The sequence below is a fragment of the Ruegeria sp. genome, assembly GCF_040830605.1.
GTDB lineage: Bacteria > Pseudomonadota > Alphaproteobacteria > Rhodobacterales > Rhodobacteraceae > Ruegeria.
The window spans coordinates 166435-184834 of record NZ_JBFOMD010000001.1 but is presented as its reverse complement, the minus strand read 5'-3'; the positions used below and the strand labels follow the sequence as shown (position 1 = coordinate 184834).

The window sequence follows — 18400 nt, the reverse complement described above, 5'->3', positions numbered from 1 at the left end:
CTGCTCTCCTCCCCAAAGCGCCCTTCGGGATATGCCCAGCCCGGCGCCCCGCGCCGGGCCGCGCCTGACCGGCCCTCGATGGGACGGTCAGGCGCAGTTCCGGTCAGTAAATCTCGAACAACCCGGCAGCCCCCATACCGCCGCCGATGCACATGGTGACCACGCCCAGCTTCGCACCACGCCGCCGCCCCTCGCGCAGCAGATGGCCGGTCATCCGGGCGCCGGTCATGCCGAACGGGTGACCGATGGCAATCGAGCCGCCATTGACGTTGCATAACTCGTCGTCGATCCCCAGCCGGTTGCGACAGTACAAGGCCTGGCTGGCAAAGGCCTCGTTCAGCTCCCACAGGTCGATGTCGTCCACCTTCAGCCCGTGCCGCTTAAGCAGGCGCGGCACCGCAAAGACCGGGCCGATGCCCATCTCATCCGGCTCACAGCCCGCCACGCAGAACCCCCTGAAGGCGCCCATCGGCTCAAGGCCCCGCTTCTCCGCCTCGTCGCTGTCCATCAGAACCAGCGCCGCCGCGCCATCCGAAAGCTGGCTGGCATTGCCCGCTGTGATGAAATTGCCCTCGCCCCGCACCGGCTCCAGCCCGGCAAGCCCCTCCGGCGTGGTGTTCGGGCGGTTGCACTCATCGCGGTCCACCGTGACATCGTGCTGGGAAATCTCACCGCTTTCCTTGTCCTTCACTGCCATGGTGGCCTGCATCGGCGCGATCTCGTCCTCGAACGTGCCCGCCGCCTGCGCCGCCGCGATCCGCTGCTGCGAGCGCAGCCCGTATTCATCCTGCTCCTCGCGGCTGATGCCATAGCGCTTGGCCACGATATCCGCCGTCTCGATCATCGCCATGTAAATCGCGGGCTTGTGCTCCAAAATCCAGTCCTCGGGCGCGGGCCGCGTCTTGGGCTGCACCAGAGAGATACTCTCGACCCCGCCCGCCACGATCGGCCCCGCGCCGCCCCCGGTGATCGCCTGCGCCGCCAGCGCCACGGTCTGCAACCCGGATGAACAGAACCGGTTCACCGTCATGCCCGACGCGGTCACCGGCAGGCCTGCGCGAATGGCGATCTGCCGGGCGATATTGCTGCCGGTCTCGCCCTCGGGAAAGCCGCAGCCGATGATGCAATCCTCGACCTCGGCCCCGTCCAGTCCGGCCCGCCCGACCGCCGCCTGCACCGCATGACCGCCCATGGTCGCGCCATGGGTGGTGTTGAACGAGCCGCGAAAGGATTTGGCAAGGCCCGTCCGGGCAGCGGATACGATTACGGCCTGTTTCATCATGCGGCGTCCTTGTTCAGATCATCGAAAGTGCGGCCCTCGGCCACCAGTTGCTTCAGCAAAGGCGCGGGCTGCCAGAAATAGGCGTCTTCTCCAGCCCAGGTCTCGATATCGGCCAACAGCCCGGGCAGCCCCTGCATATCCGCCCATTTCAGCGGCCCGCCGCGATAGCGCGGGAATCCGTAGCCATAGAGCAGCGTCATATCCACATCGAGCGGGCGCCGCGCGATCCCTTCGCCCACCACCTTGGCCGCCTCGTTGACCATCGCCGCCATGTAGCGGCGGACAATCTCGGCATCGGTGAAGTCGCGCGGGGTGATCCCCTGCTCGGCCCGCTCGGCCTCGATCAGCGTCATCACCTCCGGGTTCGGCACGCCCACCCGGCTGCCCGCCTCGTAGATGTAATACCCCTTGCCGGTCTTCTGCCCGTAATGCCCCTGCTCGCACAGCTTGTCGGCATAGCTCGCATCGCGGGCGCGCGGGTCCAGCCCCTCGGCCCGCCTGCGCTTGCGCACCGCCCAGCCGATATCCAGCCCGGCCAGATCCGCCACCGCAAACGGCCCCATGGCAAAGCCGAAATCGGTCAGCGCCGCATCGATCTGATAGGGGCTGGCCCCATCCAGGATCATATGATCGGCACAGGTGCGATAGGCGCTCAGGATGCGGTTGCCGATGAACCCGTCGCAGACACCCGCCCGCACCGTCACCTTGCGCATCCGCTTGCCCAGCGACAGCCCGGTCGCCACCACATCGGCCGCGGTGCTGTCCGGCACCACCACCTCCAGCAGCCGCATCACATGGGCCGGAGAGAAAAAGTGCAACCCGATCACATCCGCCGGCCGGCCGGTGACCGAGGCAATCTCGTTGATGTCCAGATACGAGGTGTTCGAGGCCAGCACTGCCCCCGGCTTGCAGGCCGCATCGAGCTGGGCAAAAACCTTTTTCTTGACCTCCATATCCTCGTAAACGGCCTCGATCACCATATCGACGCCCGACAGCTCGTAATATTCGGTCGCAAGCGTCAGCGCGGTCCCGACCATCTCGTCATACTGCGCCCGGGTCAGCTTGCCCCGCTTCACCGCGCCACTCAGATTGTTTCCGATCCGGGCCCTGGCCGCCTGCACCGCTTCCTGCGACATCTCCAGCAGCACCACCGGCAGGCCCGCCAGCAGCGCGGCGGTGGCAATCCCCGCGCCCATCGTGCCGCCCCCGATCACACCGACGGTGTGCAGCACCCGTGGCTCAACACCCTTGAGTTCCGGCAGCTTGCCCACCGCACGCTCAGCAAAGAACGCATGGATCAGCCCCTCGCGCTGGTCCGAGGCCATCAGCTCCATGAACAACTCACGCTCCTGCCGCATCCCCGCGTCAAAGCTCTCGGCCTCGCAGGCCGCTTGCACCGCCCGAACGGCGGTGGCGGGCGAGATCTGACCCCGCCCCTTTTTTAGCACCTGCTCATAGACCGCATCGAAATCCACGGGCGCGGGCGCGGGTATCTCACTGACCGGCCGGCGCGCCGCACCGCTGGCCAGCAACTCGGCCACGTAGGCCAGCCCGACCTCACGCGGATCGCCTTCCTCCACCTTGTCGATGATCCCCAGCGTCAGCGCCTCGTCCGCCCGCACATGCCGCCCGCTGGTGATCAGGTCCAGCGCGGCCTCAACGCCGGTCACACGCGGCAACCGCTGGGTGCCACCGGCGCCGGGCAGGATGCCCAGATGCACCTCGGGCAGGCCGACTTGCGCCGAGGGCAGCGCGATGCGGTAATGGGTGGACAGCGCCACCTCCAACCCGCCGCCCAAAGCGGTGCCATGAATGGCCGAGACCACCAGCAGCGGCGAGGCCTCGATCCGCGCGCAAAGCTCGGGCAGCCACGGGTCCTGCGGCGGCTTGCCGAACTCGCGAATATCGGCCCCGGCAAAATAGGTCCGGCCCTGACCGTAGATCAGCACCGCCTTCGCACCCTCGTCCTCGGCCCGCTCGATCCCGGCCAGCAGCCCCCGGCGCACATCCACGCCCAGCGCATTGACCGGCGGGTTGTTGGCCGCCAGCACGGCAATATCCCCGACCCGTTCGTATTCCACAGCCTCGGACATGCGGCCTCTCCTCCCTTGTCTGCCGGGCGGTTTCGCGACTCGCCCGCACTCCCATAGTGCAGAGACTAGCCTCCGACCGGGCGGCGGCGCGGAAAACCTTGCGTCACACCCCGATCGCCGGCGGATGTCATGCCTGCAGCGGATTTCTGTTTCCCCGCAAGGGTGGTTTGGCTGGCAGATGAGATCAAGCGGAATCCGGGCACGCAGACCCGGTCGGCAACACTTGTCCCCACCTTTCCGGGACCGTCATATGCCGATAGGTTCAGACGTCCCGACACCAAGGCACGCCACATGCATCTCGCGATCCTGATGACCAATACCGACGAAAGCGCCTTTGCGCAGGCGCATCCCAGGGATGGTGAGACCTTCACCGCGCTGATCCACCTCGCCCGCCCGGATTGGAGCACCGAGGTCTTCTCGGTCAAGGACGGAATCTTCCCCGACGACATGGCGCGGTTCGACGGGGCGATGATCACCGGCAGCCCGGCCTCGGTGCGCAACGGCGCGGGTTGGGTGGAACAACTGTTCGGCCTGATCCGCGACATGGAGCAGGCACGGCAGCCGCTTTTCGGCGCCTGTTTCGGGCATCAGGCAATCGCGGTCGCGCTGGGGGGCAAGGTCGACTGGAACCCCGGCGGCTGGGTACACGGGCTGACCCGCAACCGGGTCTTGGCCCGCCCCGGCTGGGCCCGCGACCTGCCCGATATGATCCGGCTCTATGGCTGTCACAGCGAGCAGGTGACGGTCTTGCCCGAGAACGCGCTGAACCTGACCTGCTCCACTGCCTGCGCCACCACCGGTTTCGCCATCGGCCATCACATCTACACGACCCAGCACCATCCCGAGATGGAGCCGCGCTTTGTCAGGGCGCTGACCGAAGAAATGGCCGACACGCTGGGCCCTGAGATCTGCCGGGCCGCCCTGGCATCGCTCAAGGACCCCGCCGATCAAAAGGCCTATGCCGAAAGCATCGCACGCTTTTTTGAACAGGCCCCGCACATCCACCGGGACCAAGGCGTTTGAAAACGCCTTGAAGCGGTTTGCAAACCGCTTAAGCCGCTTGCAAGCGGCTTGGCCCGCCCGCGGAGAAACGCTCCCCTCACTCTTAGGTGATTGACTTTGTTGCAATTGTGCTAGGCTCCTTCCGAGGCACGGCGGACCCGAGCCCGCCGCAGCCGTCGATCAGCAACAGGGAGCGATGCAATGTGCGATATCTGCGTTATGAATGCCGTCAAGGACCGGATGCTGTCCCGCAGGTCTTTCTTCAAGGCCGGTGCAGCCGTGGCGGCCGGCGCGGCATTGGGGTCGGCCACCACGACGCCGGCCATGGCCATGGGGCACGGCAATGTCACCGACATGACGCATGTCTATGACGCCGATTTCCCCACCTATTTCGGCGCGCCCGGGATCGAGATGACCCAGGGCTTCAACTTCAAGGACAACGGCTTCAACCTGTTCAATCTCGCCGTCAACGAACATACCGGCACCCATATCGACGCCCCTTTGCATTTCTCTGAGGACGGCCAGTCGGTGGACGAGATCCCGGTATCGAGCCTGGTCTGCCCGCTCTGCGTGGTACACATCCACGAAAAGGCCGCGGCGGATGCCGACGCGCAGGTGACACCGGACGACCTCAAGGCCTGGATCGACACCAACGGCCCGATCCCCGACGGTGCCTGCGTCGCCATGCATTCGGGCTGGGGCGGCAAGACCGGCGGCGACGGCTATCGCAATGTCGATGGCGAGGGGAAGATGCACTTCCCCGGCTTCCACGTCGAGGCCGCGCAGATGCTGATCGAAGAGACCGGCGCGGTGGCGATTGCGGTGGACACCCTGTCGCTGGATCACGGCCCCTCGGCGGATTTCGCCACCCACTACGCCTGGCTGCCCACAAACCGCTACGGGATCGAGAATCTCGCCAATCTCGACCAAGTACCCGCCAGCGGTGCCACGCTGGTCGTCGGCGCGCCGGTTCATCGCGGCGGCTCGGGCGGACCGGCCCGTATCTTCGCGATGGTGTAGGCATGGCAACAGTTTCCCTGTTGTCCGACAACGAGGTCAGCGCCGAGGCGCTGGCCGTTTTCGACGACATCCGGGCAGTGCGCGGCACCGATTACGTGAACAACTTCTGGCGCGCGCTGGCCCACGATCCCGCCCTGCTGCGCGCCACTTGGGAGCGGCTCAAGGTGATCATGGCCCCCGGCGCGCTGGACCCGCTGGTCAAAGAGATGCTCTATATCGCCGTCTCCAGCGCCAATGGCTGCGACTATTGCGTGCACTCCCACTCGGCGGCGGCGCGCGCCAAGGGCATGACGGACGAGATGTATGGCGAGTTGCTGGCCGTGATCGGCATGGCCTCGCAAACCAATGCGCTGGCAAACTGTCTGCAGGTGCCGGTGGACGAGGCGTTCACGGCCTGATCTCCGCCAAAACAAGTCCCGGCCGTGCCTCCGCTCCGGCACGGCCGACCCGGTCCCAAACACACATTTCCGCCGCAGATTTGCGCTCAACGCACAGCGGCTATTCCGTCTGTTGTCTGGCTCCCGCAGCCCGCGCGGCATAGATCACGCGGGAACGAAAACCCGCAGACGGGACGGCATTGCCATGGCACATTCAACCGCACAGCTTTCCTCATTCCACGGCCTCGTCACCGCCGTGGCCGATATCTTCAGCGGCATCTTCGATGCGCTGGTCCGCATAGGCGAGGCCAACTCCAAAGTCCGCCAGATCGAGGCACTGTCGGCGCTCAGCGATGAAGACCTCGCCGCACGCGGCATCGCGCGCGAGGATATCATCCGCCACGTCCTGTCCGACGTCGTGTGACCGGCACAGCGGCGAGGTTCTACATCCCCGCCACCGCCTCAGCCGCCTTGGCATAGGCCCGCTCGCACAGTTCGAAATCCGCCTCGGTCAACGCGAGCGACGGATAGGTCTTGCCCGGCGACTTGAACATCCCGTTCTGCATCAACACCGCGTTGAACCGGCCCGTGCGCTCCCCGTCCGAGCGGAACACATCGCGATAGTCGCGAATATCTGTGTCGGCAAAAACGATCTCGAACAGGGTCGGATCGCCGACAATGCGATGCGCGATGCCGTGCGCGTCCAGAGCCGCCCCGGCCATCTCCATCAACCGCCGCCCATTGGCGCGCAGCTTGTCATACTGCCCGTCGCGGCGCAGCACCTCCATGGTCTTGAGCCCCGCCACTGCAGCCACCGGGTTGCCCGACAGCGTGCCAAGCTGCATCAGCCATCTGTCAGAGCCCACAGCACCCTTGTCGAAATGCGCCATGATATCGGCCTTGCCCGCAATCGCGGCCAGCGGGAAGCCACCGCCGATGATCTTGCCCAGCGTGGCGATGTCGGGGGTCACACCATAGAGCTCCTGCGCGCCGCCATAGGCAAAGCGGAACCCGGTCACCACTTCGTCAAAGATCAGCACGATGCCGTATTTGTCGGCCTCTTCCCGCAGCAATTGCAGGAAACCGGGTTCGGGCGGGATGATGCGCTGCAGCGGCTCGACGATGATCGCCGCCACCTGTTCGCCATGCTCGGCCAGCAGCGAGCGGATGTAGTCCGGATCGTTGAACGGCGCGATCAGCATTTCGGCGCGCACGCTTTCGGGGATACCCGCGCTGTCCGGCACCGCCTGCGGAAAGTTGACCATCTTGGACGGAGCAAGGCTCATCTGCGCCTCGGCGCTCATCCCGTGATAACCGCCTTCGAATTTCACGATCCGGTCGCGGCCCGTATAGGCGCGCGCCAGCCGGATCGCGTACATGTCCGCCTCACCACCGGAGGAGACATAACGGATCTGATCGGCACAGGGGACGGCGGAACAGATCTCCTCGGCCAGTTCGACCGCACGCGCATTGTTGGTGAAAAACGTCATACCCCTGGGCAGTTGCTCGGCCACCGCTTCCATCACCTCGGGATGACCATGACCCAGCAGCATCGGGCCGGAACCGATCAGGAAGTCCACATATTCCTTGCCGTCCTCGTCCCAGACCCGGCTGCCCTTGCCCTCGCGGATGAATTTCGACGGATCGAAATTGCCCAGGCCGCCGCCGGGCAGCACGGATTTGGCCCGTTCGATCCAGTCGGCCTGACTGAGTGTGGTGAGCATGATGGCCTCCTATTCCAAAACCAGATCGGGTTCGCCGAGCGTAGCGCGGTCGGGCGCCACGCCCAGACCGGCCCCTTCGGGCGGCGCGATACGTCCAGCCTTGCGCACCGGTCCGTCCGGCGCAAGCCGGGGCGCGACATAGCCGGACAGATCGCAGACATTCATCAGCCGCGCGGGATCGGTGCTGGCGCCCAGATGCAACAGCGCGGCCGTGGCGATGTCCGAGCCCCAGGTGTCCTCGACACACATCTTTGCGCCCAGATGCAGGCACAGATCGCGGGCCCGCCGCGCCGGAGACAGCCCGCCGAATTTCGACAGCTTCACCGCCACGGCATCCATGCAGCCCTGCGCATGACCCGCCAACAGGCTTGCCGTGTCATGGGCGCTTTCGTCCAGCTTCATCGGCAGGCCCGTCGCGGCCCGCACCCGTGCACAGTCCTCAATCGTGGCGCAGGGCTGCTCCAGCATCACATCCAGATCCGCCACCGCCCGGCCCACCCGGGTGGCATCGAGCGAGGTCGCTCCGCAGTTCCAGTCGCCGTAAACCAGCGGACCGTCGCCCACCGCCTCGCGCACCAGCCGGAGCCGCGCCACATCGGCCTGCCAGTCACTATCCGCGCCCAGCTTGACCTGAAACTGGGCAATCCCCTGTGCTTGTGCCTCGCGTGCGATGCGCGCCATCTCGTCCGGCGCGATGCAGGTGATCGAGTGATAAAGCGGCATGTCCCGCGCCTGCCGTCCGCCGAGCAGAGCATAAAGCGGCAGACCCGCCACCTGCCCTGTCAGATCCCAGAGCGCGATATCGACCGCCGATTTAGCATAGACATGCCCGTGCAAATGACGGTCCAGCCGGGCCATCAGCGCCTCGGGCCCCACCGGATCGGCGCCCAGCAGCACCGGCGCCATCTCGGCCACCGCCGGGGCCACGCCACGTGCATAGGCGGGCAGGTAATGCGGGATCGGGCAGACCTCGCCCCAGCCGGTCAGGCCACTATCGGTCTCGAGCGCAAGCACCACCGTCTCGACCGTGTCGCAGCTCTTGCCATCGGCCATATAATAGGCCTGATGGCTGGTCAGCAGTACATGCCAGATCGAGATGCGGGTGAGTTTCATGCTTGCCCCTCGCCGGTTTTGCGCCGCGCGTTGCGCGTCGCCGGGGGGAAGGGGGGCTTCGCCCCCCTCTTGGCCTGCGGCCAATTCACCCCCCAGCGTATTTCTGGCAAGAAGAAGGTCATTGTTCTGCCTCGTATACCGCCACGGGGGCGCCCAGCGTATCCTCGTCGGGATGGACGCCCAGACCCGGGCTTTCGGGCAGGTTCAGGTGGCCGTCGCTGTTTCGGGGACCGCGCCCGCCCGCGATGTCCAGCGTCAACATGTCCTGACAGGCCCAGATGCCCAGCAGGTTGTGATCGGGGATGGTGGCGGCCAGATGCAGCGCCTCGGTATCGGCCAGAACCGAGCCGCCAGTGGCCATCACGAACATGTCGATGCCGTGGGCCAGAGCGATGTCGCGGATGCGGACGGCCTTGGTCAGGCCGCCGACGCGGTTGAGCTTGATGCCGAACACCTCGGCCAGCCCCTCGCGGGCGATGCGGGCCGCGTCCTGCAGGGTGACGAGGCTTTCATCGACACTGACCGGGGCCGCGTGCAGGGCCCGGATCGCGGCGATATCGTCCAGCGTTTCGCCGGGCTGTTCGAACATGACGCCCAGATCCTCGGTCGCCTTCATCACCCGCAGCGCCTGCTGCCGGGTCCAGGCGCGGTTGACGTCATAGAGGATGCGTTCACCACGCGGCCGGTGCGCCTCGACATCGCGGATGCGCTCGATATCGCGCTCGGCATCGCCGCCCACCTTGACCGAATGCACGTGGTAGCCGCGCTGGCGGTAACGGTCCATGACCTCGCGGGTTTCCTGAACCGTCTTGGCGCCCACGGATGAGGCTATGGGGGCCGGCGTGCGCGAGCCGCCGCCCATCAGATCGGCAATCGGCAGGCCCGCCGCCTGCCCGGCGATGTCCCAGCAGGCCATGTCGATGGGGGATTTGGCGTATAGATGCCCCGGCAGCGCCAGATCCATCGCGCGTTCGACCTCTAACACCTTGCGCGGGTCGAGGCCGAGGATAAAGGGAGCCATGGTCTCGATCCCGGCGCGGATACCGGGACCATGGGCGGGCACATAAGTGTGGCCCCAGGGCGTGCCCTCGCCCCAGCCGGTCAGGCCCGCATCCGTCTCGATCTTCACGAACGTAGCGTCCAGCACCTCGAATTTCAGCCGGCCGCCGGAGAGCCAGTAGGGATGTTCGAGCGGCAAATCGACATGATGGACCGAAATGCGGGTGATCTTCATTTCAGTTCCACTTCGACAAAGGACATGGGCGTGTCCCCGGCGTTGATCACGTTGTGTTCGACGCCCTCGTCGCGGCGATAGGCGGTTCCCGCCGGGACCACGACTTCGCTGGCCGTGCCGTCCGGCAATTCCAGGCGCATGTGGCAATCGGTGATGGCGGTGATGACGTAATCCATCTCATGGCGGTGCCATCCGGTTTCCGCGTCGGGGGCAAAGTCGAAACGCGTGACCCGGACGCGCGCATCGTCGATCATCATGGTCGCTACAGCCTGCGGTCTCATTGGGCGAACTCCTCAATCGGCGCACCAAGACTGTCGAAATCGGGCCGGACGCCCAGACCCGGCGTGTCGGGCGCATAGAGCTTGCCGTCCCGCGCCACCGGCCCGCCGATCCCGGTGGAGCGGGTGTTGTAGTTCATCAGATCGGTGGTGTTGTGCAGGTATTCTTCCGGCGTCGTGGCGGCGAAATGAGCCAGCGCGGCGCTGGCGATCTCTCCGCCCCAAGTGTCTTCGGCCACGACCGGAATGCGGTTTTCGATCAGGTAATCCCGCACCCGACGCGCCTTGGAGAGGCCGCCGAGATTGGAGATCTTGAGACAGACCAGTTCCGCCGCGCGGTCCGCCACGATCTGCTGCGCGGCGGCCATGCCGGTGACGCATTCGTCCAGCTTCATCGGCAGGTCGATCCGGGCGCGGACCTGAAGGCATTCGGCGTAGGTGCGGCAGGGCTGTTCGAAGATATAGTCCAGATCCCGCGTCGCCCGCGCCACGCGCAGGGCGTCGTCCACGCGCCAGCCCTGATTGGCATCCGCCATCGCCTTCTCGCCGGGTTTGAGCAGCGGTACGGTGGCGCGGATACGCTCGATATCCGCGACCCAATCGCTGCCGACCTTGATCTGGAACTGGCGGTAGCCCTGCGCGCGATAGCGCTCCATCTCGGCGATGGTGCCCTCGGTGTCCTTCTGCGGCGCAACCCGATACATCGGCGCGCCATCGGTCAGCTTGCCGCCCCAGACCGCCCAGAGGGGCGCATCCAGCGATTGCGACAGGATATCCCAGCAGGCGGCATCGAAGGGTGATTTGGCATAGCCGTGCCCCTGCACCAGATGGTCCATGATCTGCTCGATCCGCGCCACGTTGCACGGGTCTTCGCCCAGCAGATGCGGCGCCACCAGACGAGCCAGCGCCGGAACGCCTTCGGAATGCGCGATCATGTAGTTCTCACCACACGGCGTGAACTCTCCGCAGCCCTGCAACCCCGCATCCGTGTCGATCACCACCACCGAGGCAGTGGCGGTTTCAATCGCATTGCCCGCACCCCAGACATAGGCCCCGCCCACGTAAGGCAACCCGGTCTGGAAGATGCGGATGCGGGTGATCTTCATGCGGCGTCCATCCGCGGCAAGTCCGCCATCCCCTCGCCGCGCCAGAGCACGAAGGTCAGGATCGGCCGGTCGGTTGTGACCATCGCGTGGCTCTGCCAGCTCACATGGGCCCGGGTCTGGCCGGGACCGACATGAGCCTCATCGCCCGCGATCCGGAAATCCGCACCACCGGCAAGGGTCAGGTATATCTCTTCGGCCTGATGGCTGTGCCAGTCATAGCTCAGCCCCGCGCCCCAATAGCCGATATAGCCGCGCAGCCGGGTCGAATGAAAATGCCCGGTGGGCCCGAATAGCTCGTAATAGCCGTAGCGGTTGCGAAAATCGGCTCCCACTTCGGCTTCGGTATAGGTGCGCTTCCAATGCGCCAGATGCGCCGTGGCCCGCACCGCTTCGACCAGAGCCTGCGTCTGCCCCGTGCCGTCCAGCGCAAATCCGGCGACCAGATCCGTGGCCGGGATGGCGCGCGGCTGCAGACCGGTTTGGGCCAGCACGTCCGGCCAGGCGCCAAAACCCCGCAGGTCGTCATGCGCCCGGTGCAGTTGGCGCGCGGCTTCAAGAACGTCGTCGAGTGTCACGGGATCACCACAATGTTGCCGGTATGCGTTTTGTCGATAAAGGCCTGCTGGGCCTCACGCAGATCAGCTAACGGGTATGTGGCGGCCAAAGCTGGCTTGATCTTGCCATCCTCTATGTATTTCACGACATCGGTGAAATTTTCCGGCCTGTTCACGGTCGACCCGGTAAAGGTCAGGTCGCGCAAATAGAAAGTACGCAGATCGAGCTCGACCAGCGGGCCCGCAATCGCGCCGGAGCAGGTATAGCGGCCGCCCCGCTCCAGACTGTCGATCAGGTCGGGCCAGATCGGACCGCCCACCACGTCGGCTACGACGGTGATCTTCTCGCCCTTCAGCGCCGCTTTCAGGTTGTCCGGGCTGCGCGGCAGAATGCGGTCCGGTCCCAGCTTGGCAACCTCATCGTGCTTGGCTTCGGATGCCATGGCGATCACCCGCGCGCCGCGCAGTTTCGACAGCTGGATCAGCGCGCCGCCCACACCGCCCGAGGCACCGGTCACCAGCACCGTGTCGCCCGCGCCCACATTTGCGCGATCCACCATCCCCTCGGCGGTGACGTAAGAGCAGATGAAGGTCGCCAGTTCCGCGTCGCTCAACTCGCTCTCGATGGGCGCAATGCCCCGCACATCCGCCTTGGTGTATTCGGCAAAACCGCCGTCACATTCCGAGCCGAAATACCCCGCTTTGTCGCGGTTCATCGGATCGTCCCAGTCACGCAGCCACCCGGCCACCATGACCCGTTTGCCGATCAGCCCGGGATCTGCTCCCTCGCCCACCGCCACCACGGTGCCGACCGCATCGGCCCCCTGAATGCGCGGAAAGGTCAGCGGCGCGCCGCCCCAGGTGCTGTCGGTGTCATCCACCTCCGAGTAGGCGCCGCCGGTCGTGGCCTCGTCCACCGTCTTCGAGTACCAGCCCGACCGCGTGTTCACGTCGGTATTGTTCAGCCCGCAGGCGCCGACCCGGATCAGCACCTCCATCGGCCCCGGCTGCGGCGTGGGCCAGTCCTCGTGCCACTCGTATTTGTCCAGATCGCCGTGGCCGGTCAGAACCATGGCCTTCATCGTCGCAGGGATGGTCATCGGTGTGTTCCTGTCTCGGGCACATGGGGGCTCTGCCCCCGCCGCGCGTTGCGCGTCTCCCCCGGAGTATTTTCGAAAAGATGAAGCCGGGGTCTCATTCCGCGGGCTCCAGGACGACATCGGTGCGGGGCAGCACGCTTTGCGGATCATAGGCGGGTTCGCCCAGAACACGGCCCCGGCGCGGTTGCCCGGCGATTACGACCTCGATCTGGGTTCCCGGCTCATTGGCGTGCGTTTTGACATAGGCAAAGGCGAGGATCTTGCCGACCGTGTGGCCATAGGCAACCGAGGCGGTCGAGCCCACGACCGCGCCATCCAGCAAAACCGCCTCGCCGCCATGGCCGTCCTCGACCCCATCGGGTTCGATCTCCAGATAGGCGCAGACCCACGGCAGATCTTTGTTGAGCGTCTTGTCCTTGCCCAGATAGTCCTTGTCGGTGCGGGCAAAGCGCAGCACATCGGCCTCGGCCAGCGTGACCTCGTTGGTGAGTTCTCCGGCGCCCTTGAAACCCTTTTCCATCCGCAGCGCATTCATCGCGAATGAGCCATAATCGGCGATCCCATGCGGCTCACCCGCCGCCCAAAGCGCATCATAAACCGCCAGCGTGTTGTCGCGCGGGATATGCAGCTCCCAGCCCAGTTCGCCGGCATAGGACATGCGGAAGGCCCAGAGCGTGTGCCCGGCCACTTCGATCTGCTGCGCGGTCAGCCATCTGAACCCGGCATTGCTCAGGTCCGCGTCCGTACAGGCGGCCAGAACCTCGCGCGCCTTGGGACCGTTCAGGCTCAGCGCCGCCCAGTCGTTCGAACGCAAGGTGATATCGACGGTTTCCTCCGCGCGCTGGTGATTCAGATGATCCAGCAGGCGCTGTTCGAAGAACGCCGCGCAGACGAGGTAGTACCGCCCCTCGTCCAGCTTCACGATCGTGGTTTCCAGCTCGATCCGGCCCCGGCGGTTCAGCATGTGGGTCAGCGCGATGCCGCCCGTCTTTTGCGGCAGGCGGTTGGCCACCAGCCGATCCAGCAGCGCTTCGGCATCCGGCCCGGCCACTTCGACCTTGGTAAAGGCCGAGATATCCATGATCCCCAGCGCCTCGCGCACGGCCTTGCACTCGGCCCCGACCATGTCGTGCACCACGTTGCGGCGGAAGGAATAGTGATCGCGCTGCTCCACCCCGTCACGCGCAAACCAGCGCGGGCGCTCGTGGCCATAGACCTCTTCGTAGACTGCGCCTTTTCCCTTCAGCCGCTCATAGAGCGGCGAGGGTTTGATCGGGCGCCCCTCCAGCCGGTTGAAATGCGGGAACGGGATCTCGTGGCGCAGCTTGTAATCCTCATGCGCCTTGGTGACCTGCCAGTCCTTAGTGGCGTAGGACCCAAAGCGGCGCGGATCGTATTCGCGCATCGAGATATCCGCCGCGCCATGCACCATCCACCGCGCCAGTTCGCGGGTCAGCCCCGGCCCCCAGCCGATCCCGATCTGGGTGCCGCAGCAGCACCAGTAGTTCCGCACCCCCGGCGCAGGCCCGATCAGCGGATTGCCGTCGGGCGGGTGCGAGATCGCCCCATGCACCTCGCGCTGAATGCCCAGTTCCGCAAAGATCGGCATCCGGTTCAGGCTTTCCTCGAGCCACGGCATGATCCGGTCGTAATCGGCATCGAACAGCCAGTTCTCATAGTCCCACGGGCAATGATCGTGCCAGACGGAATTCGAGTTCTCTTTCTCGTAGATCCCGATCAGCCCGCGCTTTTGCTCCATCCGGATATAGCCCGAGACCTTTTTGTCGTCGCGGATGACCGGCAGTTCGGTGCCGAGATTTTCAAATTCGGGCACAGGCTCGGTCACGAAATAGTGGTGCGTCATCGAAGTCATCGGCAGCTGCAGCCCAGACCATTCGCCCATCTGACGCGCATAAGTGCCGCCCGCATTCACCACATGTTCGCAGCGGATGGTGCCTTTTTCGGTCTCGACCACCCATTCGCCAGTCTCGGCTTGGGTGATGTTGGTGGCCCGGCACTGACGGATGATCCTCGCCCCTAGCTGACGCGCGCCCGCCGCCATCGCCATGGTGACGTTGGTCGGGTCCACATGGCCGTCATCGGGCGTATGCAGCGCACCCAGAACCCCGTCGAGATTGTAGAACGGATGCAGTTCCGCCACCTTCTCCGGCCCGACCAGCTCGATATTGAACCCAAGCGACCGGCCCACCGACAGTGTGTGCCGCAGCCAGTCCATCTCGTCTTGCGTGTAGGCCAGCCGGAACGACCCGCAGCCATGCCAGGTCACCGCCTGCCCGGTCTCGGCCTCCAGCGCGCCGGAATAGAGGCCAATGTTGTAGTCCACACACTTGCCCAGCCCGAACGAACTGGTCGAATGGGTGATCTGCCCCGCCGCATGCCAGGTGCTGCCACTGGTCAGTTCCGCCTTTTCCAGCAGAACCACATCGGTCCAGCCCTCATGCGCCAGATGATAGGCCAGACCGACGCCCATGACCCCGCCTCCGACGATGACCACGCGCGCGTGGGTGGGCAGTTTGCTCTGGGACATGATTTTTCCTCTTCCCGAGTCGCGTTTCTGCTCGACAGGCTAATTCCACATTTGTACCATCGTCAATCATGAATGACACAAATGTATCATCAACCGTCCTCGACCGCCTCACCGAAGAATGGGACGCCCTCACGCCCGAGGCGCAGAAGGCCGCGCGTTACGTGCTGGAAAACCCCACAGATGTTGGGGTTTCAACGGTGCGCGAGATTGCCGAGGCCGCCAAGGTCAAGCCCAACACCTTCGTGCGCATGGCCCGGCAGGTGGGGTTTGACGGCTACGAGGATTTCCGCGCCCCCTTCCGCGATGCGATTCGCCGCGGCACCGTGTCGTTTCCCGACCGCGCCCGCTGGCTGCAGAACATCGGCAAATCCGGCGAACTGGGCGGGCTCTACGCCGACATGGTCGGCGCCGCGATCCGCAATATCGAGGATACCTTCGCCGGGATCGACGCCACGCGCCTGAAGGCCGCTGCCGAGGACATCTGGAACTCGCGGCAGGTCTACACGCTGGGCGTGGGCGTCAACAATTCGAACGCCCGGAACTTCACCTACCTCGCCTCGACCGGCATGAAACAGTTCCACGCCATTCCCCGCCCCGGCTCGACCCCGGTGGACGACCTGGCCTGGGCCGGCGAGCAGGACGTGCTGATCGCGATGACCTGCAAGCCCTACCGCACCGAGGTGATCGAGGCCGTCAAGCTGGCCCGCGAGCAGGGGCTGACGGTGGTCGGCATCTCCGACAGCCCGGCCAGCCCGATCATCCTGACCGCCCATCACGGCTTTGTCGTTGCCGCCGATACACCGCAATTCTTCCCCTCATCCGTCTCGACCATCGCCCTGCTGGAAACGCTGCTCTCCTTCGTGATCGCCGTCTCCAGCGACGAGATCGTCGATCGGGTCGAGCGTTTCCACCGCCGCCGCCACCAGCTTGGCCTCTATGCCGAGGAACCCCAATGAACGCGCCCCTGACTCACTCGCTGGACGCCCGCTACTACACCGACCCCGCAATCTTCGCACAGGAGATGCGGGGACTTCTGGCCCGCACATGGCAGTTCGCAGGCCACATCGCGCAGGTCCGGGAAACCGGCGACTATTTCGCCTTTGAGATCGCTGGCCAGAACCTCTTCTGCATCCGCGGCCGCGATGGCGAGATTCGCACCTTCTACAATGTCTGCCAGCACCGCGCCCACGAGATGGTCACCGGCGCCGGCAACACCCGCGTCGTCGTCTGCCCCTACCACGCCTGGACCTATGAGCTCTCCGGCCAGCTGCGCGCCGGGCCCAACATCAAATCCGTCCCCGGGTTCGACCGCAGCGCCATCTGCCTGACCCCGGTCCGCACCGAGGTCTTCAACGGCTTCATCTTCGTCAATCTCGACGATGACGCCGCCCCGATGGACAACTGGTTCCCCGGCGTGCGCCAGGAACTCCGCGCCTTCGTCCCGCATATCGACGATCTGGAGCCGCTGGAATGGGTCGAGATCCCGGAAACCTGCAACTGGAAGGTCAGCATCGAGAACTACTCGGAATGCTACCACTGCCCGACCAACCACCCGACCTTCGCCGAAGGCGTGGTCAAGCCCGAGACCTATGACATCCAGCCCGACGCCGGCGGCGGCTATGTGCTGCGTCACACGACCGAATGCCAGAGCCTCGACAAGATGACCTACCCCATCGACCTGTCGGTGCCCCATGCGGGCGACTACCAGTCGTGGTTCCTGTGGCCGATGTTCTCGTTCCAGTGCTACCCGGGCAACGTGCTGAACACCTATCACTGGCGCGCGGGCGACGCCGATCACTGCACCGTCTGGCGCGGCTGGTACACCGAGGGTGGCTCGGAAAGCGCGGTGATCCGGCAACTGGCCGTGCAGGACCGCGAAACCACGGTCGAGGAAGACATCCGCCTGGTCGAATCCGTCCACCGCGGCCTCAAATCCCGCGGCTACCGCCCCGGCCCGCTGGTCCTCGACCCCGGCTGCGGCGTGATGTCGGAACATTCCATCGCCCGCCTGCAACAATGGATGCGCGAGGCCGTGGATGGCTGACTTCCGCACCACATACACCAAACCCGTAGGGCGGGCTTCAGCCCGCCACCCGATTGCAGCCGCACGGGATTGGATACGCAAATCCCTGCTCTCGCTTGCAGGTCTGTGTCTGACATCGCTTCCAACATCGGCCTGTTATACGCCAGAAATGGGCTCTTACTTCTTTTGGACCAAACTCTCCGAAGAACTACTGGAAAAGGAATTTGCCGCAAAAATCAGGGTGAAATCCTTTGAACCAACGATGTGGGAATCCGTCGAATACAAACTTTCCGATGGCACAACACATCAAGGCCGTCAGCTGATCAGCTGGCCAACGATCGAATTTGAGGTGGTTGAATTATTCCGGGGCAAACTGGACGTGACGACATCCGTGCAGAAACTAATGGTGGACAGCTGCAATTCAGGTGTGAAGCTCGCGCCGGGAGATGAACGCTTCGTTGCGGGGCGGATAGTCGACGGACGACCCGTTTTGCAGAAAATTCACTACCACACCGGAGGGTGGGAATGACGGAAACGCTTGTCGGCCAATGCATGTGCGGCGCGGTCAACTGGTCCTCATCCGGCCGGATCACCCGCCGCCTGTCCTGCCATTGCGGCGACTGCCAGAAAGCCACCTCATCCCCGTTCACGACGTTCGTGGGCCTACCCCCGGAAACCGTCGAATGGACGGGCGAGATCAATCACTATGAAAGCTCGCCCGGCACCCATCGCGGGTTCTGCCCGAAATGCGGCACGCGCCTCTATTTCCGCTCCGACAAATGGCCCGGAGAGATCCACATCCATGCGGCAACGTTGACCGACGCCACCGGCTACACCCCCGACGCCCATGTCGTCATGGCCAGCGCCGTTCCCTGGCTGCATCTGGCCGATGACATTCCCAAACACCAGAGCTTTCAGGCCGAGCCCGCCGATCAGGAGTAGAACC

18 protein-coding genes are annotated in these 18400 nt (G+C 65.0%); 8 read left to right on the top strand and 10 right to left on the bottom strand.

Annotated elements, in window-relative coordinates; all coding sequences use genetic code 11:
* Positions 1–103: 103 nt before the first annotated feature.
* Both AB3N21_RS00820 and AB3N21_RS00815 read right to left on the bottom strand, forming a co-directional pair.
* Entirely contained in the window at positions 104–1279 is a 1176-nt protein-coding gene (locus AB3N21_RS00820; RefSeq protein ID WP_367933426.1) for an acetyl-CoA C-acyltransferase, read from the bottom strand.
* Positions 1279–3375, bottom strand: a complete 2097-nt coding sequence (locus tag AB3N21_RS00815; RefSeq protein WP_367933425.1) for a 3-hydroxyacyl-CoA dehydrogenase NAD-binding domain-containing protein — start codon at positions 3373–3375, stop codon at positions 1279–1281. The genes AB3N21_RS00820 and AB3N21_RS00815 overlap by 1 nt, the downstream gene beginning before the upstream one ends.
* Positions 3376–3666: 291 nt before the next feature.
* Between AB3N21_RS00815 and AB3N21_RS00810 the strand changes: the two genes are divergently transcribed.
* From AB3N21_RS00810 to AB3N21_RS00795, 4 genes are all read left to right on the top strand, one after another.
* The gene (locus tag AB3N21_RS00810) at positions 3667–4398 is read left to right on the top strand and encodes a type 1 glutamine amidotransferase (protein WP_367933424.1); all 732 of its coding nucleotides are present in this window, start codon (positions 3667–3669) and stop codon (positions 4396–4398) included.
* Positions 4399–4578: 180 nt separating this feature from the next.
* On the top strand, positions 4579–5397 hold the full coding sequence (locus tag AB3N21_RS00805) for a cyclase family protein (RefSeq protein WP_367933423.1): 819 nt from the start codon (positions 4579–4581) through the stop codon (positions 5395–5397).
* A 2-nt stretch (positions 5398–5399) separates the two neighbouring features.
* Positions 5400–5795, top strand: coding sequence for a carboxymuconolactone decarboxylase family protein (locus tag AB3N21_RS00800; RefSeq protein WP_367933422.1), 396 nt, complete (start codon positions 5400–5402; stop codon positions 5793–5795).
* 184 nt (positions 5796–5979) lie between these two features.
* Positions 5980–6198, top strand: a complete 219-nt coding sequence (locus AB3N21_RS00795; protein ID WP_367933421.1) for a DUF1127 domain-containing protein — start codon at positions 5980–5982, stop codon at positions 6196–6198.
* A gap of 19 nt (positions 6199–6217) precedes the next feature.
* On the opposite strand, the gene AB3N21_RS00790 is transcribed toward AB3N21_RS00795, so the two are convergent.
* The 8 genes from AB3N21_RS00790 to AB3N21_RS00755 form a co-directional block, all read right to left on the bottom strand.
* Positions 6218–7498, bottom strand: coding sequence for an aspartate aminotransferase family protein (locus tag AB3N21_RS00790; protein ID WP_367933420.1), 1281 nt, complete (start codon positions 7496–7498; stop codon positions 6218–6220).
* A 9-nt stretch (positions 7499–7507) separates the two neighbouring features.
* Positions 7508–8611 (bottom strand): mandelate racemase/muconate lactonizing enzyme family protein, encoded by a 1104-nt coding sequence (locus AB3N21_RS00785; RefSeq protein WP_367933419.1) that lies wholly within the window; start codon positions 8609–8611, stop codon positions 7508–7510.
* 118 nt (positions 8612–8729) lie between these two features.
* Positions 8730–9845 (bottom strand): mandelate racemase/muconate lactonizing enzyme family protein, encoded by a 1116-nt coding sequence (locus AB3N21_RS00780; protein WP_367933418.1) that lies wholly within the window; start codon positions 9843–9845, stop codon positions 8730–8732.
* Entirely contained in the window at positions 9842–10126 is a 285-nt protein-coding gene (locus AB3N21_RS00775; RefSeq protein ID WP_367933417.1) for a cupin domain-containing protein, read from the bottom strand. The genes AB3N21_RS00780 and AB3N21_RS00775 overlap by 4 nt, the downstream gene beginning before the upstream one ends.
* Positions 10123–11229, bottom strand: coding sequence for a mandelate racemase/muconate lactonizing enzyme family protein (locus AB3N21_RS00770; protein ID WP_367933416.1), 1107 nt, complete (start codon positions 11227–11229; stop codon positions 10123–10125). The genes AB3N21_RS00775 and AB3N21_RS00770 overlap by 4 nt, the downstream gene beginning before the upstream one ends.
* Positions 11226–11804 carry a dimethylsulfonioproprionate lyase family protein gene (locus AB3N21_RS00765; RefSeq protein ID WP_367933415.1) on the bottom strand — a complete coding sequence of 193 codons (579 nt, stop codon included), beginning with the start codon at positions 11802–11804 and terminating at the stop codon, positions 11226–11228. The genes AB3N21_RS00770 and AB3N21_RS00765 overlap by 4 nt, the downstream gene beginning before the upstream one ends.
* Positions 11801–12883 (bottom strand): alcohol dehydrogenase family protein, encoded by a 1083-nt coding sequence (locus tag AB3N21_RS00760; RefSeq protein ID WP_367933414.1) that lies wholly within the window; start codon positions 12881–12883, stop codon positions 11801–11803. Before AB3N21_RS00760 ends, AB3N21_RS00765 begins: the two co-directional genes overlap by 4 nt.
* Before the next feature lie 94 nt (positions 12884–12977).
* Positions 12978–15431, bottom strand: a complete 2454-nt coding sequence (locus tag AB3N21_RS00755; RefSeq protein ID WP_367933413.1) for an FAD-dependent oxidoreductase — start codon at positions 15429–15431, stop codon at positions 12978–12980.
* A 68-nt stretch (positions 15432–15499) separates the two neighbouring features.
* Here AB3N21_RS00755 and AB3N21_RS00750 point away from each other — a divergent pair, with 68 nt between their 5' ends.
* The 4 genes from AB3N21_RS00750 to AB3N21_RS00735 are packed head-to-tail and all read left to right on the top strand — an operon-like array spanning position 15500 to position 18396.
* Positions 15500–16387, top strand: a complete 888-nt coding sequence (locus AB3N21_RS00750) for a MurR/RpiR family transcriptional regulator (protein WP_367933412.1) — start codon at positions 15500–15502, stop codon at positions 16385–16387.
* A complete protein-coding gene (locus AB3N21_RS00745; protein WP_367933411.1) occupies positions 16384–17475 on the top strand; it encodes an aromatic ring-hydroxylating dioxygenase subunit alpha in 1092 nt (363 codons plus the stop codon). The genes AB3N21_RS00750 and AB3N21_RS00745 overlap by 4 nt, the downstream gene beginning before the upstream one ends.
* Complete coding sequence (locus AB3N21_RS00740; RefSeq protein ID WP_367933410.1) at positions 17468–17983, top strand: hypothetical protein; 516 nt, start codon at positions 17468–17470, stop codon at positions 17981–17983. Before AB3N21_RS00745 ends, AB3N21_RS00740 begins: the two co-directional genes overlap by 8 nt.
* Positions 17980–18396, top strand: coding sequence for a GFA family protein (locus tag AB3N21_RS00735; RefSeq protein WP_367933409.1), 417 nt, complete (start codon positions 17980–17982; stop codon positions 18394–18396). The genes AB3N21_RS00740 and AB3N21_RS00735 overlap by 4 nt, the downstream gene beginning before the upstream one ends.
* Positions 18397–18400: the final 4 nt, after the last annotated feature.